The following is a 15,914-nucleotide window of genomic DNA, read 5'->3' on the forward strand; positions in this document are numbered from 1 at the left end:
CGTGCGTAAGTTGACTCAACTGGTTTTGTTAAGCGTTGCCCTGCTGGCGACTCCGGCGTTTGCCGAGATGAAAGTCGCGGTATTGAACTATCAGATGGCCCTGTTGGAGTCTGATGCGGCTAAGCGTTATGCCGTGGATGCCGAGAAGAAGTTCGGCCCGCAACTGAACAAGCTGAAAACCTTGGAAAGCGATGCCAAGCGCATTCAGGATCGTCTGGTCAAAGACGGTGAAAAAATGCAAACCGCCGAGCGCGAGCGTCTGGAGCTTGAGTTCAAGCAAAAAGCCCGTGACTTCCAGTTTCAGTCCAAGGAGTTGAACGAGTCCAAGGCTGTGGCGGATCGTGAAATGCTTAAGAAGCTCAAGCCGAACCTGGATAAGGCGGTGGAAGAAGTGATCAAGACCGGTAACTTTGACTTGGTGCTGGAGCGCGGTGCGGTGATTGATGTCAAACCACAGTTCGACATCACCCGCCAGGTTATTGAGCGTATGAACAAGCTGCGTTGATCATGAACATGCCGGTTTATACCCTTGGCCAGTTGGCCGGGCGTCTGGGTGCCACCTTGCGTGGCACCGAAGATCAACTGATCAGTGGTTTGGCTACCTTGCAGGAGGCTGGCCCTGAGCAGTTGAGTTTTCTCGCCAATGCGCAATACCGTAAGTTTCTCTCTGGCTGTCAGGCTGGTGCGGTGCTGCTGACCGCCGCCGATGCCGAAGGCTATACCGGTAATGCCCTGGTTGTGGCCAATCCCTACCTGGCCTATGCCGAGCTTTCCCATCTGTTTGATCGCAAGCCGCGGGCCTTGCCGGGTGTGCACCCGAGCGCGGTGGTGGCGGCGGATGCGCAGGTCGATGGCAGTGCCAGTATTGGCGCGTATGCAGTGGTCGAGAGTGGTGCGCAGATAGCCGCCGGCGTGACTGTCGGCGCGCAGTGCGTTATCGGCGCGCGTTCGGTGATCGGTGAGGGCGGCTGGTTAGCCCCGCGAGTGACGCTGTATCACGATGTGCGGATCGGCAAACGCGTGGTCATTCAGTCCGGCGCGGTGATCGGCGGTGAGGGCTTCGGCTTTGCCAACGAGAAGGGTGTCTGGCAGAAGATCGCGCAGATCGGCGGCGTGACTATCGGCGATGATGTTGAAATAGGTGCCAACACCACGGTGGACCGTGGTGCGTTGTCGGACACGCTGATTGGTAACGGCGTTAAGCTGGATAACCAGATCATGATCGCGCACAACGTGCAGATCGGTGATAACACCGCCATGGCCGGTTGCGCGGGTATTTCCGGCAGCACCAAAATCGGCAAGAACTGCATGATCGCCGGCGGCGTTGGCATGGTTGGGCACATCGAGGTGTGCGACAACGTGTTCGTCACCGGTATGACCATGGTCACCCGCTCGATTACCGAGCCCGGCTCCTATTCTTCGGGCACAGCCATGCAGCCAGCGGCTGAGTGGCGCAAGAGCGCGGCACGGATTCGTCAGTTGGATGACATGGCGCGACGCCTGCAGCAGTTGGAAAAGCAGCTGGCCGCCGTGACCTCCGCCGCTGACACTTCATCTGATGCCTGAACCGGTATTTGCCGGTTTCTCTTTTTTCTCTTACAGGCTCCTCTGCACATGATGGACATCAACCAGATTCGCGAATACTTGCCGCACCGTTATCCGTTCCTGCTGGTGGATCGGGTGGCTGAGCTGGATCTTGAAGGCAAGTGTATTCGTGCTTACAAGAATGTCAGTATCAATGAGCCATTCTTTAACGGCCACTTCCCTGAGCACCCGATCATGCCGGGCGTGTTGATCATCGAGGCCATGGCTCAGGCCGCTGGCATTCTCGGCTTCAAGATGATGGATCTGAAGCCTGCCGATGGCACCCTGTATTACTTCGTTGGCTCGGACAAGCTACGCTTTCGTCAGCCAGTGGTGCCGGGTGATCAACTGATCCTCGAGGCCCGCTACCTGAGCAGCAAGCGCAGCATCTGGAAGTTCGAGTGCAAGGCCAGCGTCGACGGCAAGGAAGTCTGCTCGGCAGAAATCATCTGTGCGGAACGCAAACTATGAGTTTGATTGACCCTCGCGCGATCATCGACCCCAGTGCCAAGCTGGCTGACGACGTTATCGTAGGCCCTTGGTCGATAGTCGGGGCCGATGTGGAAATTGGCGAAGGTACAGTGATCGGCCCCCATGTGATCCTCAAGGGGCCGACCTGGATCGGTAAACATAACCGCATCTATCAGTTTTCCTCGGTGGGCGAAGACACCCCTGATCTTAAGTATCAAGGTGAGGCGACGCGCCTGGTGATTGGCGATCACAATGTGATTCGTGAGGGTGTCACCATCCATCGCGGTACCGTGCAGGACCGCAGTGAAACCACTATTGGCGACCACAATCTGATCATGGCCTATGCCCACATTGGCCATGACAGCGTGATCGGCAATCATTGCATTCTGGTCAACAACACCGCGTTGGCCGGGCATGTATGGGTGGATGACTGGGCGATTCTTTCCGGTTACACCCTGGTCCATCAGTTCTGCCGTATCGGCGCGCACAGCTTTTCCGGCATGGGCACGGCGATTGGCAAGGACGTTCCGGCGTTTGTCACCGTCTTTGGTAACCCGGCGGAAGCCCGCAGCATGAACTTCGAGGGCATGCGTCGTCGTGGTTTCAGCCCCGAAGCCATTGCGGCCCTGCGTCGCGGTTACAAGACGGTCTACCGCCAAGGGCTGACGGTTGATCAGGCGATGAGCGAGTTGGCCGAATCGGCAGCAGAGTTCCCCGAAGTCGCGATCTTCCGCGATTCCATTCAGGCTTCCAGCCGCGGCATTACCCGATAATTTATGACTGACCTGATGCGTGTCGCGCTGGTCGCCGGCGAGGCGTCTGGCGATATTCTCGGTGCCGGCCTGATGCAGGCCCTTAAAGCCCAGCACCCCGCAATCGAGTTTATCGGTGTCGGTGGCCCGCTGATGCAGGCCCAGGGCCTGAACTCCTATTTTCCGATGGAGCGCTTGTCGGTGATGGGTTTGGTTGAGGTGCTTGGTCGTCTTCCCGAATTGTTGTCACGGCGTAAACGCCTGATCAACACGTTGATCGCCGCCAAGCCGGATGTGTGCATCGGCATCGACGCGCCGGATTTCAATCTGACCCTTGAGCTCAAGTTGCGTCAGGCGGGAATCAAGACCGTGCATTACGTCAGTCCTTCCGTGTGGGCCTGGCGGCAGAAGCGTGTGCTGAAGATTCGGGATGCCTGCGATCTGATGCTGACCCTGTTTCCGTTCGAAGCGCAGTTCTACCAGGACCATCAGGTGCCGGTGCGTTTTGTTGGGCATCCGCTGGCCGATACCATTCCGCAACAGGCCGATCGCGCGGCGGCGCGTGATGCGCTTAACCTGCCCCATGATCAGCCCGTGGTTGCCTTGATGCCGGGCAGTCGCGGTGGTGAAGTGGCGCGCCTGGGCAGTCTGTTTCTCGATGCGGCCGTGCGCTTGCGTACGTTGCGCCCCGGTATTCAGTTTGTCTTGCCCTGTTCCAGTCCCGAACGTCGTGCACAGCTTGAGCAGATGCTGGTAGGCCGTGATCTGCCGCTGACCCTGCTCAATGGCCGCTCCCATGAGGCGCTAGCCGCCTGTAATGCGGTGTTGATTGCCTCCGGTACGGCGACCCTTGAAGCCCTGCTGTACAAGCGCCCCATGGTGGTGGCCTATAAGGTTGCACCTATGACCTACCGCATCCTTAAGCGCCTGGTTAGCAGTGCCTATATTTCATTGCCCAACCTGCTGGCCGAGCGTTTGCTGGTGCCCGAGCTGATCCAGGATGCGGCTACTGCCGAAGCGCTGGCGCAGTTGCTGGCACCGCTGCTCAATGGCGGCGAAGTGCAGACTGAAGGCTTTGATGTGATTCATCGGGCTTTGCGTCGTGATGCGTCAGTACAGGCCGCCCAGGCCGTGCTGCAGCTAACGGGCCGTAGCTGATGCAGCTCGGCCTGGATTTCACCCTGGTGCAGGAACTGGTTGCTGGTGTCGATGAGGTGGGCCGTGGCCCGCTCTGCGGTGCGGTGGTGACGGCCGCCGTCATTCTCGATCCGGCACGGCCGATTCTCGGCCTCAATGACTCGAAGAAATTGACTGAAGCGCGTCGCGAAAAGCTCTTCGATGAAATTCGTGAAAAAGCCCTGGCCTGGTGCATTGCCCGGGCTGAGGTGGAAGAGATCGACCAGCTGAACATTTTGCAGGCCACCATGCTGGCCATGCAGCGTGCGGTCGAGGGTTTGAGCGTCACACCTAAATTGGCGCTGATCGACGGCAATCGCTGCCCCAAGCTGCAGGTGCCCAGTGCCGCTGTGGTCAAGGGCGATAGCCAGGTCCCGGCCATTGCTGCCGCTTCGATCCTGGCCAAGGTCAGCCGCGACCGCGAGATGCAGCAGCTTGATCAGCAATACCCCGGCTACGGCATTGCCGGGCACAAGGGCTATCCCACCCCCGTGCATCTAGAGGCTTTACGCCGCCTAGGGCCGACGCCGATTCATCGACGCTCGTTCGGGCCGGTCAAGGCTCTTTTGGATACGTAAGGTGGGTTGAGGTGCTTGCGCCGATACCCATCATGTCGCGCGATGGGTATCGCTGTGCTCAACCCATCCTACTTGCTGTTGTTTGCACTTTGGCCCGGTACAATCCGGGCCTTATCGTTTTTGTGTTTTGTATAGGACTGCCATGACCGCCTCGTTCGTCCACCTGCGTTTGCACACCGAGTTTTCCCTGGTCGATGGGCTGGTGCGGGTCAAGCCGCTGATCAAGTCGGTGGCTGCTGCCGGCATGCCGGCCGTAGCGGTGACCGACATGAGCAATATGTGCTCGTTGGTGAAGTTCTATAAGGCCGCCATGGGCGGCGGCATCAAACCGATCTGCGGTGCCGACATCTGGCTGGCCAGCGCCGAGGAAGACGGCCCGCTGAGCCGCATGACTCTGCTGGCGATGAATGCCCAGGGCTACCGTAACCTGACGGAACTGGTCTCGCGTGGCTGGAGCGAAGGTCAGAGCAATGACCTGGTGATCATTCAGCGTGACTGGGTCAAAGCCGCCGCCGAAGGCCTGATTGCCCTGTCGGGTGCCAAGGAGGGCGAGGTGGGCCATGCTCTGCTCGATGGCGAGCTGGCCACGGCCGAGGCGTTGCTGCAAGAGTGGATGGCGGTGTTCCCCGAGCGCTTCTACCTCGAAGTGCAGCGCACCAACCGGGTCAACGATGAAGAGCACGTGCATGCGGCAGTGGCGCTGGCCGATAAGCTCGGCGCGCCGCTGGTGGCGACCAATGATGTGCGTTTTATCAAAGAAGATGACTTTGCCGCCCACGAGACCCGCGTGTGTATCGGCGAGGGCCGCAGCCTGGATGACCCACGCCGCCTGCGCACCTATTCCGATCAGCAGTACCTGAAGACCCCAGAGGAAATGGCCGAGCTGTTCAGTGACCTGCCCGAGGCGCTGGAAAACACCATCGAAATTGCCAAGCGCTGCAATATCGAGGTGCAACTGGGTAAATACTTCCTGCCGGACTTCCCCGTGCCTGACGGCCTGACCATGGACGAGTACTTCCGTCAGGTCTCCTTCGAGGGCTTGGAGGAGCGTCTGGCGGTGCTGTGGCCGAAAGACACCACGCCGAACTATGAAGAGAAACGTCAGGTTTACATTGATCGGTTGAATTTCGAGCTGGATATCATCATCCAGATGGGCTTCCCCGGTTACTTCCTGATCGTAATGGACTTCATCAAGTGGGCGAAGAATAACGGCGTCCCGGTTGGCCCAGGCCGTGGCTCAGGTGCCGGTTCGCTGGTGGCCTATGTGCAGAAGATCACCGACCTCGACCCGCTGGCTTATGACCTGCTGTTCGAACGCTTCCTCAACCCCGAGCGGGTCTCCATGCCCGACTTCGACGTCGACTTCTGCATGGACGGTCGTGACCGGGTGATCGACTACGTGGCGGAGAAATACGGGCGCAATGCGGTGAGCCAGATCATCACCTTCGGCACCATGGCGGCCAAGGCGGTGGTGCGTGACGTGGCGCGGGCTCAGGGCAAGTCTTACGGCCTGGCCGATCGCTTGTCGAAGATGATCCCCTTCGAAGTCGGCATGACCCTGGAAAAAGCCTACGAGATGGAGGAGCCGCTGCGCGATTTCCTCAAGGTCGACGAAGACGCCCGCGAGATCTGGGACATGTCGCTCAGGCTCGAAGGCATCTGTCGCGGCACCGGCAAACACGCCGGTGGTGTGGTTATCGCGCCGACCAAACTCACCGATTTCTCGCCGATTGCCTGCGATGACGAGGGCGGCGGGCTGGTGACCCAGTTCGATAAAGATGACGTGGAATCCGCCGGCCTGGTGAAGTTTGACTTCCTCGGCCTGCGTACCCTCACGATCATCAAGTGGGCGATGGAAACCATCAACCGCGAACAGGCCAAGCAGGGCCTGCCGGACCTGAACATCGACTTTATCCCGTTGGATGACAAGCCGACCTTCCAGATGCTGCAGAAGGCCGAAACCACCGCGGTGTTCCAGCTTGAATCGCGCGGCATGAAGGAACTGATCAAAAAGCTCAAGCCGGACTGTCTGGAGGACATGATCGCTCTGGTGGCGCTGTTCCGTCCGGGGCCGCTGCAGTCGGGCATGGTGGACGACTTTATCAACCGTAAGCACGGTCGTGAGCCGATTTCCTACCCGCATCAGGATTATCAATACGCGGGGCTGGAGCCGGTGCTCAAGCCGACTTACGGCATCATCCTGTATCAGGAACAGGTGATGCAGATTGCCCAGGTCATGGCTGGTTACACCCTCGGTGGTGCAGACATGCTGCGCCGCGCCATGGGTAAGAAGAAGCCTGAGGAAATGGCCAAGCAGCGCGGCGGCTTTATTGAAGGCTGCGCCAATAACGGCATTGATGCGAACCTGGCAGGTAACATCTTCGACCTAGTGGAGAAGTTCGCCGGTTACGGCTTCAACAAATCGCACTCGGCTGCCTATGGTCTGCTCTCTTACCAGACTGCCTGGCTCAAGGCCCACCATTCGGCGGCCTTTATGGCGGCGGTGTTGTCGGCGGATATGCACAACACCGACAAGGTCGTGACCCTGATCGAGGAGTGCCGCAGCATGAAGCTGCGCCTCGATGCGCCGGATGTGAATATCTCCGAGTTCAAGTTCACGGTTAACAATGAAGGCTGGATTGTTTACGGCCTTGGCGCGATCAAAGGGGTCGGCGAAGGGCCGGTGGAGGCGATCGTTGAAGCGCGGCAGGCGGGGCCGTTCAAGGACCTGTTCGATTTCTGCTCGCGGGTTGATCTCAAGCGCATTAACAAGCGCACGCTGGAGGCATTGATCCGCAGCGGCGCGCTGGACCGTCTCGGCCCGTACTTCCATGAAGAGTTAAAAGCCTACAAGGCCAATATCGACCGTAACCGCGCCGTGCTGCTGGCTGCCATGGAGGAGGCGGTGCAGGCTGCCGAGCAAACCGCACGCAGCCACGACAGCGGTCATATGGACCTGTTTGGCGGGGTGTTTGCCGATGCCGAGGCGGATGTTTACCGCAATCACTTGCGTGCCCGTGACCTGACGCTCAAAGAGCGCCTTAAAGGTGAGAAAGATACCCTGGGTCTTTACCTGACCGGTCACCCGATCGACGAGTATGAAGGCGAAGTGCGGCGCTTTGCCCGTCAGCGCATCGTTGACCTCAAGCCGGCGCGGGGTGATCAGACGATTGCCGGCCTGGTGGTTAACCTGCGGGTGATGAAGAATAAAAAAGGCGACAAGATGGGCTTTATTACCCTCGATGACCGCTCCGGACGGATCGAGGCCTCTTTGTTTGCCGAAGCGTTCAACAATGCACAGGCGCTGCTGCAGACCGACGCCTTGGTGGTGGTTGAAGGCGAGGTGAGTAATGACGACTTCTCCGGCGGTCTGCGCCTGCGCGCCAAGCGCGTGATGAGCCTGGAGGAGGCGCGTACGGGGCTGGCTGACAGCTTGCGAATCAAACTCGCCAGTAGCGCCTTAAAAGGTGATCGTCTGCGTTGGCTGGCCGAGCTGTGTGGGCGTTATCGCGGTGCTTGCCCCATTACTGTTGACTACAGTGGTGCTGACGCCAAGGCGCTCTTGCAGTTTGGTGAGGGCTGGCGGATTGAGCCGGCTGACAGTCTGATTCAAGCATTGCGTGACCAGTTCGGCCGCGACAACGTCTTTTTGCACTACCGCTGATTTGCGAGGCTCTGGCCTCGCCGGTTGGTCGTGATACCCAGTGGGTTCTGCATTGAAGGCTTTCGTGCAGAACCGGGTGTCGACCTGAATGCGCCTGCTGCTATAAGGTAGGGCGCGATAACGGATACAGCTCCCGGCCACTTGGCCGTCGACGCAAGACGGATGACTATGAACCCGAATTTTCTCGATTTCGAACAGCCGATCGCCGACCTGCAAGCCAAGATCGAAGAGCTTCGCCTGGTTGGTAACGACAACTCGCTGAACATCACTGATGAAATCGCACGCCTGCAGGTTAAGAGCAGCTCGCTGACCGAAAGCATTTTCGGCAACCTGAGCAGCTGGCAGATCGCCAAGCTGGCGCGCCACCCGCGCCGTCCTTACACCCTGGATTACCTGCAGCACATCTTTACTGAGTTTGATGAGCTGCATGGTGATCGGCATTTTTCCGATGACGCCGCCCTGGTTGGTGGTGTAGCGCGCTTGGACGGTGAGCCGGTGATGGTCATCGGTCACCAGAAAGGCCGTGAAGTTCGCGAAAAAGTACGCCGCAACTTCGGCATGCCGCGTCCTGAGGGCTACCGCAAGGCGTGTCGCCTGATGGAAATGGCTGAACGCTTCAAAATGCCGATCCTGACCTTTATCGATACCCCGGGTGCTTATCCGGGTATCGATGCCGAAGAGCGCAACCAGAGTGAGGCGATTGCCTGGAACCTGCGCGTCATGGCGCGGTTGAAGACGCCGATCATTGCCACGGTGATCGGTGAGGGTGGGTCCGGCGGCGCACTGGCCATTGGTGTGTGCGATCAGTTGAACATGCTGCAGTACTCCACCTACTCGGTGATCTCGCCGGAAGGCTGCGCCTCGATTCTGTGGAAGACTGCGGAGAAAGCGCCAGATGCCGCTGAGGCGATGGGCATCACCGCTGAGCGCCTGAAAGGCTTAGGCATCGTCGATCAGGTGATTGGCGAGCCGCTCGGTGGTGCACACAGTGACCCGGCGGCTGCCGCTGAGTCGGTGCGTCAGGCGTTGTTAACCCAGCTGGACATGCTCAAAACGTTCGATACGGAGGCGTTGTTGAAGCGTCGTTATGAGCGTTTGATGAGCTACGGCATCGCCTAAATGAGCTTGAGCGCCAGGCTGCTGGAATCTCTGGCGCCCTGGCGCAACGCGCCGGCTTGGCATATCGCCTTGTCCGGTGGGTTGGATTCCACGGTGCTGTTGCACCTGCTGGCCGGCCTCGCGCAACGCGAGGCATTGCCGCCACTTTCCGCCATCCATATTCATCACGGTTTACAGAGCGCTGCCGATGCCTGGCCGGCGCATTGCCGTGAGCTGTGCGCGGGGCTATCTGTGCCGTTACAGGTTGAGTATGTGCAGGTTGTCCCAGGAGCCAGTCTTGAGCGTGCAGCGCGTGATGCTCGTTACGCCGCTTTTGCTGCACGCTTGGATGCTGGTGAGGTGCTGCTGACTGCGCAGCATCGCGATGATCAAGCGGAAACCTTACTGTTTCGCCTGCTGCGCGGTGCCGGTGTGCAGGGTTTGGCGGCGATGCAGGTGAGTCGCGCATTGGCGGCGGGGCGCCTGGTTCGGCCGCTTCTGAACTGTTCGCGGGCTGAGTTGCAGGTTTATGCCGTCGAACAAAAGCTCAGCTGGGTCGACGATCCATCAAATACCGATGAGCGGTTCTCGCGTAATTACTTGCGTCGCCAGGTGCTGCCGTCATTGCTCAAGCGTTGGCCGCAGGCGCTGGTCAGCCTGTCGCGCACCGCCGCGCACTTGGGTGAGGCGGGGCAGTTGCTTGATGAGCTGGCGCAGCAGGATGTCGCGGCCGCTGAGGTGTCGGGCGAGTTTGCCTGGCTACCGCTGCCACGCCTGGCGCTGCCTGCACTACGCGGTTTGAGTGAGCCGCGTCAGCGTAATGCGCTGCGTTATTGGCTGCGACCGTTGACGGCGATGCCGGATAGCGAGCATTGGGTCGGTTGGCAGGCGCTGCGCGATGCGGCGGTCGATGCTGCGCCGGTCTGGAGGCTGGCGGCGGGTGAGTTACGCCGCAGTGATGAGTGCTTATGGTGGTTGGCGGGTGACTGGCTGCGCTCGCCGGCACAGCTCGCTAGAGCGGTTCACGGTGCTCAGTGCGCGGTGTTGCCGGGTAATGGCTGTGTGCGTATTGAAGGCCGATTACCGGCGGGCAACTGGCAGTTGGGTTATCGCCGCGCTGGTGAGCAGATCCTCTTGCAGGGACGCGGGCATCGTGATTTGAAACGCTTGTTCAATGAGTTACGGGTGCCGGTTTTTGTGCGTGAGCGCTTGCCGTTGCTACGTTTGGATGGCCAAGTTGTGGCGGTCGCCAATCTGCCAGGATTGGATGGCGCGCTCGACGGCAGTTGGCAATTACATTGGCAGCCGCCGACCAGCGATCAAGGTTTGAGCTGATAAGCCCTTTCCGGTAGACTACGCTCCCGTCTTACTAGTGCTTTTGTTGACTCCCTTGGGAATCGACAGGGCTAGCTTATTGCATGTGTTGCAGTAAGCAGCTTGGGTACTCCTTCGCTTTCCCCGGCGGCACTGGCCGCTTAAACGCAGACTTCTAGGGTTTTTCATGACGCGCTACATATTCGTCACGGGTGGTGTTGTTTCTTCATTGGGGAAAGGCATCGCCTCGGCTTCATTGGCGGCTATCCTGGAGGCGCGGGGCCTGAAGGTCACGATGCTCAAGCTGGATCCCTATATCAACGTCGATCCGGGCACCATGAGCCCGTTCCAGCACGGTGAGGTGTTCGTCACCCATGACGGCGCGGAGACCGACCTTGATCTGGGCCACTACGAGCGGTTTATCCGCACCACGATGACCAAGAGCAACAACTTCACCACTGGTCGCGTCTACGAAGACGTGCTGCGCCGTGAGCGCCGTGGTGATTACCTGGGCGCGACCATTCAGGTCATCCCGCACATCACCGACGAGATCAAGCGCCGCATCATCAAGGGTGCTGGCGATGCTGACGTGGCCATGGTTGAAATCGGCGGTACGGTCGGTGATATCGAATCGCAGCCGTTCCTCGAGGCGATTCGCCAGCTGCGTGTAGAAGTCGGTGCCAAGCGCGCCATGCTCATGCACCTGACTCTGGTTCCGTATATCGCCACTGCGGGCGAAACCAAAACCAAGCCAACCCAGCATTCGGTGAAAGAACTGCGCTCTATCGGCCTGCAGCCAGACGTGCTGATCTGCCGCTCCGACCACCCGATCGATATCTCCTCGCGCCGCAAGATTGCGCTGTTCACCAACGTTGAAGAGCGTGCGGTGATTTCCCTGGAAGACGTCGACACCATCTACAAGATTCCAGGTGTTTTGCATGCTCAGGGTCTGGATGATTTTGTCATCGAGCGTTTCGGCCTGGAATGCAACAGTGCTGATCTGTCCGAGTGGGACCGCGTGGTTGATGCCAAGCTCAACCCGGAGCACGAAGTCACTATCGCCATGGTCGGCAAGTACATGGAGTTGCTGGATGCCTACAAGTCGCTGATTGAAGCGATGAGCCATGCCGGTATCCAGAACCGCACCAAGGTCAATCTGCGTTATATCGACTCCGAAGACATCGAGAACAAAGGCACTGCGCTGCTTGAAGGCGTGGATGCCATTCTGGTACCGGGTGGTTTCGGTCTGCGTGGTGTGGAAGGCAAGATCACCACCGTCCAGTACGCTCGCGAAAACAAAATTCCTTACCTGGGCATCTGCTTGGGTATGCAGGTTGCGGTCATCGAGTTCGCACGAAATGTGCTGGGCTGGAACGATGCCAACTCGTCCGAGTTTGATACCACTAGCCAGCATCCAGTGGTCGGCTTGATCACCGAGTGGCAGGACGCGACCGGTGTGACCGAGCAGCGTACCGATGCTTCGGATCTCGGTGGCACCATGCGCCTTGGCGCTCAGGACTGCCAGCTGCAGGCCGGTTCGCAAGTGCATGCCTGCTACGCCAAGGATGTGATTGTCGAGCGTCACCGTCATCGTTATGAAGTGAACAACAACCTGTTGCCACAGCTGATCGAAGCGGGCCTCAAGGTTACCGGCCGCTCGGGCGACGGCGCGCTGGTTGAAGTGGTCGAAGCGCCGGATCATCCATGGTTCGTCGCGTGCCAGTTCCATCCGGAGTTCACCTCTACTCCGCGTGACGGCCATCCGTTGTTCAGTGGCTTTGTCACTGCCGCGCTGGCCCAGAAAGCCAAGAAGGCATAAGACGATGGCGCAGAAAATCATCAAGGTTGGCGCTATTGAAATCGCCAACGACAAGCCCTTCGTGCTGTTCGGCGGGATCAACGTCATTGAGTCGCGCGAGCTGGCCATGCGTGCCTGTGAAGAGTACGTACGGGTTACTGACAAGCTCGGTATCCCTTACGTGTTCAAGGCCAGCTTTGATAAGGCCAACCGCTCGTCCGTGAGCTCATTCCGTGGCCCAGGCCTGGAAGAGGGCATGAAGGTCTTTGAGGAAATTAAAAAGACCTTCGGCGTGCCGGTAATCACTGACGTGCATGAGCCGCATCAGGCGCAGCCCGTGGCTGATGTATGCGACATCATTCAGCTGCCGGCGTTTCTCTCGCGGCAAACTGATCTGGTCGTGGCCATGGCCAAGACCGGAGCGGTGATCAATATCAAAAAAGCCCAGTTCCTTGCGCCCCAGGAGATGAAGCACATCCTGGCTAAGTGTGAAGAGGCGGGTAATGACCAACTGATTCTCTGCGAGCGTGGCAGCTCCTTCGGCTACAACAACCTGGTAGTGGACATGCTCGGCTTCGGCACCATGAAGCAGATGAACTACCCGGTGTTCTTCGACGTAACCCACGCGCTGCAAATGCCGGGTGGGCGTGCCGACTCGGCCGGTGGTCGTCGTGCTCAGGTCACTGACCTGGCCAAGGCGGGTATGAGCCAAGGCCTGGCGGGCTTATTTTTGGAAGCGCATCCGGATCCGGATAACGCTAAATGTGACGGCCCTTGTGCCTTGCGTCTGGACAAGCTGGAACCGTTCCTCACTCAGCTCAAGCAGCTGGATGATTTGATCAAGAGTTTTGCGCCGATTGAGACTGCCTGAAACGGTAATTCTCCGGTAAAGTGCTTTTTGTATACAATCTGACTTAGTAGTCGATACATGTTGTGCGCTGGACTCGTTTCCAGTGCGCAGCGAGTGTGCATCTCAGTGCTACCCTTTTCGTCAATTTTTTGGAGTGCTACACGCAATGGCAAAGATCGTCGACATCAAAGGCCGTGAGGTTCTCGATTCCCGTGGTAACCCAACTGTGGAAGCCGATGTAATTCTCGAGGGCGGCATCATGGGCAGCGCCTGTGCGCCGTCTGGTGCCTCCACCGGTTCGCGTGAAGCACTGGAATTGCGTGATGGCGACAAGAGCCGTTACCTGGGTAAGGGCGTACTCAAGGCCGTGGCCAATATCAACGGCCCGATCCGCGACTTGCTGCTGGGCAAAGATGCCGCTGACCAGAAAGCCCTCGATTTGGCGATGATCGCCCTCGACGGTACTGAGAACAAAGCCACCCTGGGTGCCAACGCCATCCTTGCGGTGTCTTTGGCTGCTGCCAAGGCTGCCGCTCAGGCCAAGGGCGTGCCGCTGTATGCGCACATCGCCGACCTGAATGGCACCCCAGGTGTTTACTCGATGCCGGTACCGATGATGAACATCATCAACGGCGGCGAGCATGCCGATAACAACGTCGACATCCAGGAGTTCATGGTGCAGCCGGTCGGTGCCAAGACCTTCTCCGACGCCTTGCGTATGGGCACTGAGATCTTCCATCACCTGAAAGCGGTGCTGAAGGCCCGTGGCCTGAGCACCTCGGTCGGTGATGAAGGCGGTTTCGCGCCGAACCTGGCGTCCAACGAAGACGCGCTGGCAGCTATTGCCGAGGCTGTGGCCAATGCCGGTTACACCTTGGGCGATGACGTCACCCTGGCTCTGGACTGCGCCTCCAGCGAGTTCTTCAAGGATGGTCAGTACGACCTGGCTGGCGAAGGTAAAGTGTTTAACGCCGAAGGTTTCGCCGACTATCTGGCGGGTCTGTCCGAGCGCTACCCGATCATCTCCATTGAAGACGGCATGGACGAGTCCGATTGGGCGGGCTGGAAAGTCCTGACCGACAAGATCGGCAACAAGGTTCAGCTGGTTGGCGACGACTTGTTCGTCACCAATACCAAGATCCTCAAGCGTGGTATTGACGAGTCGATCGGTAACTCGATCCTGATCAAGTTCAACCAGATCGGCACCCTGACCGAAACCCTGGAAGCCATCCAGATGGCCAAGGCTGCCGGTTACACCGCGGTTATCTCGCACCGCTCCGGTGAAACTGAAGACAGCACCATCGCCGACCTGGCAGTGGGCACTGCGGCGGGCCAGATCAAGACCGGCTCGCTGTGCCGTTCGGACCGTGTGTCCAAGTACAACCAGCTGCTGCGTATTGAAGAGCAGCTGGCGGGCAAGGCACCTTACAAGGGCCGCGCCGAGTTCCGTGGCTAAACGCCACGGAGCGTGACGCTACAGCGTTAAAAATCAGGCTGGGCACGCTCGTTTACTGCAGTAAACTTCACCGCCCGCCTGATCTAGCCTTATCTGGGGTCGCGATGTTTTCAGCGATCACTCAGGGCATGGTAAAAGGGGCGGCGTAAGTCGCCCCTTTTTTCGTTCGGAAGCTTTTTTCGCTATGCGCAATAATTTCTACTGGGTGTTTATCGTGCTGATTAGCGTGCTGGCAGGCCTGCAATATCGCCTGTGGGTGGGTGATGGCAGCTTGGCGCAGGTGGCCCAGTTGCAACAGCAGATTGCCGATCAGCAAGGCGAGAACCAGCAACTGCAGGAGCGCAACCGGATTCTCGAGGCCGAGGTTCTGGAGCTGAAAAGTGGCATGGAAACCGTTGAGGAGCGTGCGCGGCACGAGTTGGGCATGCTCAAAGAGGGCGAAACCCTCTATCAGTTGGCTGAATGAATAACCCTGAACTCCCCCCTTTCTGGGCGCTGATTCCAGCTGCCGGTATTGGCAGTCGGATGCGTGCCGACCGGCCTAAGCAGTACCTGCAACTGGCCGGCAAAAGCATTCTCGAGCACACCCTGGGGTGCTTTCTCGAACATCCCCAGTTGCGCGCGGTGGTGGTTAGCCTGGCGGCCGATGACCCTTATTGGCCCAGCCTGGCGTGTGCCAGTGACCAGCGCATTCAGCGCGCCGATGGTGGTGCTGAGCGCGCCGACTCAGTGCTCAATGGCTTGCTGCGCTTGAGTGAATTGGGTGCAGAGGATCAGGACTGGGTGTTGGTGCATGATGCCGCGCGGCCGAATCTGGCCCGCAGCGACTTGGACTTATTGCTCGCCGAGTTGGCTGCTGATCCGGTGGGGGGGCTGCTCGCTGTGCCCGCCCGCGACACGCTCAAGCGGGCGAGCGCAGATGGCCGAGTGCAGGCCACGGTTGATCGCTCAACCATCTGGCAGGCGTTTACCCCGCAGATGTTTCGCCTGGGTGAGCTGCAGCGGGCGCTGGCCGATGCGCTGATTGCCGGGGTGGCGGTTACCGATGAGGCCTCTGCTATGGAGTGGGCGGGGCAAGCCCCGCGGCTGATTGAGGGGCGTGCCGATAACCTCAAAGTCACGCGACCGGAAGACCTGCAGAGCCTCAATCTACTCTGGCAAGGGCGCTGCTAG

14 protein-coding genes are annotated in these 15,914 nt (G+C 59.1%); all 14 read left to right on the forward strand.

Annotated features, from left to right (window positions below; genetic code table 11):
- Position 1 precedes the first annotated feature (1 nt).
- Entirely contained in the window at positions 2–505 is a 504-nt protein-coding gene (locus Q0V31_RS11715) for an OmpH family outer membrane protein (RefSeq protein ID WP_090238860.1), read from the forward strand.
- Positions 505–1,566 carry a UDP-3-O-(3-hydroxymyristoyl)glucosamine N-acyltransferase gene (gene lpxD, locus Q0V31_RS11720; protein WP_298191050.1) on the forward strand — a complete coding sequence of 354 codons (1,062 nt, stop codon included), beginning with the start codon at positions 505–507 and terminating at the stop codon, positions 1,564–1,566. Before Q0V31_RS11715 ends, lpxD begins: the two co-directional genes overlap by 1 nt.
- Positions 1,567–1,614: 48 nt before the next feature.
- Positions 1,615–2,055 (forward strand): 3-hydroxyacyl-ACP dehydratase FabZ, encoded by a 441-nt coding sequence (gene fabZ, locus Q0V31_RS11725; protein WP_298187864.1) that lies wholly within the window; start codon positions 1,615–1,617, stop codon positions 2,053–2,055.
- Positions 2,052–2,828, forward strand: a complete 777-nt coding sequence (lpxA, locus tag Q0V31_RS11730) for an acyl-ACP--UDP-N-acetylglucosamine O-acyltransferase (RefSeq protein WP_298187866.1) — start codon at positions 2,052–2,054, stop codon at positions 2,826–2,828. Before fabZ ends, lpxA begins: the two co-directional genes overlap by 4 nt.
- Before the next feature lie 3 nt (positions 2,829–2,831).
- Positions 2,832–3,965 carry a lipid-A-disaccharide synthase gene (gene lpxB / locus Q0V31_RS11735; RefSeq protein ID WP_298187867.1) on the forward strand — a complete coding sequence of 378 codons (1,134 nt, stop codon included), beginning with the start codon at positions 2,832–2,834 and terminating at the stop codon, positions 3,963–3,965.
- Positions 3,965–4,561, forward strand: a complete 597-nt coding sequence (gene rnhB / locus Q0V31_RS11740; protein WP_298187870.1) for a ribonuclease HII — start codon at positions 3,965–3,967, stop codon at positions 4,559–4,561. Before lpxB ends, rnhB begins: the two co-directional genes overlap by 1 nt.
- Positions 4,562–4,703: 142 nt before the next feature.
- On the forward strand, positions 4,704–8,225 hold the full coding sequence (gene dnaE, locus Q0V31_RS11745) for a DNA polymerase III subunit alpha (RefSeq protein WP_298187871.1): 3,522 nt from the start codon (positions 4,704–4,706) through the stop codon (positions 8,223–8,225).
- A gap of 168 nt (positions 8,226–8,393) precedes the next feature.
- Positions 8,394–9,344: an acetyl-CoA carboxylase carboxyltransferase subunit alpha gene (locus Q0V31_RS11750; RefSeq protein WP_298187872.1), complete on the forward strand. Its 951-nt coding sequence runs from the start codon at positions 8,394–8,396 to the stop codon at positions 9,342–9,344.
- Positions 9,345–10,658, forward strand: coding sequence for a tRNA lysidine(34) synthetase TilS (gene tilS, locus Q0V31_RS11755; RefSeq protein WP_298187874.1), 1,314 nt, complete (start codon positions 9,345–9,347; stop codon positions 10,656–10,658).
- A gap of 166 nt (positions 10,659–10,824) precedes the next feature.
- Entirely contained in the window at positions 10,825–12,456 is a 1,632-nt protein-coding gene (locus tag Q0V31_RS11760) for a CTP synthase (protein ID WP_298187875.1), read from the forward strand.
- 4 nt (positions 12,457–12,460) lie between these two features.
- A complete protein-coding gene (kdsA, locus tag Q0V31_RS11765) occupies positions 12,461–13,306 on the forward strand; it encodes a 3-deoxy-8-phosphooctulonate synthase (protein WP_298187876.1) in 846 nt (281 codons plus the stop codon).
- A 145-nt stretch (positions 13,307–13,451) separates the two neighbouring features.
- Positions 13,452–14,741, forward strand: coding sequence for a phosphopyruvate hydratase (eno, locus tag Q0V31_RS11770; RefSeq protein WP_298187877.1), 1,290 nt, complete (start codon positions 13,452–13,454; stop codon positions 14,739–14,741).
- 184 nt (positions 14,742–14,925) lie between these two features.
- The gene (gene ftsB, locus Q0V31_RS11775; protein ID WP_298187878.1) at positions 14,926–15,207 is read left to right on the forward strand and encodes a cell division protein FtsB; all 282 of its coding nucleotides are present in this window, start codon (positions 14,926–14,928) and stop codon (positions 15,205–15,207) included.
- Complete coding sequence (gene ispD, locus Q0V31_RS11780) at positions 15,204–15,914, forward strand: 2-C-methyl-D-erythritol 4-phosphate cytidylyltransferase (protein WP_298187880.1); 711 nt, start codon at positions 15,204–15,206, stop codon at positions 15,912–15,914. The genes ftsB and ispD overlap by 4 nt, the downstream gene beginning before the upstream one ends.

The organism is uncultured Pseudomonas sp. (genome assembly GCF_943846705.1).
Taxonomy (GTDB): Bacteria; Pseudomonadota; Gammaproteobacteria; order Pseudomonadales; family Pseudomonadaceae; genus Aquipseudomonas.

Excerpts from the sequence above, each read along its gene's own strand:
- fabZ (WP_298187864.1), top strand. The coding sequence starts at position 1,615 with ATGATGGACATCAACCAGATTCGCGAATACTTGCCGCACCGTTATCCG.
- lpxA (WP_298187866.1), top strand. The coding sequence starts at position 2,052 with ATGAGTTTGATTGACCCTCGCGCGATCATCGACCCCAGTGCCAAGCTG.
- lpxB (WP_298187867.1), top strand. The coding sequence starts at position 2,832 with ATGACTGACCTGATGCGTGTCGCGCTGGTCGCCGGCGAGGCGTCTGGC.
- rnhB (WP_298187870.1), top strand. The coding sequence starts at position 3,965 with ATGCAGCTCGGCCTGGATTTCACCCTGGTGCAGGAACTGGTTGCTGGT.
- dnaE (WP_298187871.1), top strand. The coding sequence starts at position 4,704 with ATGACCGCCTCGTTCGTCCACCTGCGTTTGCACACCGAGTTTTCCCTG.
- Q0V31_RS11750 (WP_298187872.1), top strand. The coding sequence starts at position 8,394 with ATGAACCCGAATTTTCTCGATTTCGAACAGCCGATCGCCGACCTGCAA.
- tilS (WP_298187874.1), top strand. The coding sequence starts at position 9,345 with ATGAGCTTGAGCGCCAGGCTGCTGGAATCTCTGGCGCCCTGGCGCAAC.
- Q0V31_RS11760 (WP_298187875.1), top strand. The coding sequence starts at position 10,825 with ATGACGCGCTACATATTCGTCACGGGTGGTGTTGTTTCTTCATTGGGG.
- kdsA (WP_298187876.1), top strand. The coding sequence starts at position 12,461 with ATGGCGCAGAAAATCATCAAGGTTGGCGCTATTGAAATCGCCAACGAC.
- eno (WP_298187877.1), top strand. The coding sequence starts at position 13,452 with ATGGCAAAGATCGTCGACATCAAAGGCCGTGAGGTTCTCGATTCCCGT.
- ftsB (WP_298187878.1), top strand. The coding sequence starts at position 14,926 with ATGCGCAATAATTTCTACTGGGTGTTTATCGTGCTGATTAGCGTGCTG.
- ispD (WP_298187880.1), top strand. The coding sequence starts at position 15,204 with ATGAATAACCCTGAACTCCCCCCTTTCTGGGCGCTGATTCCAGCTGCC.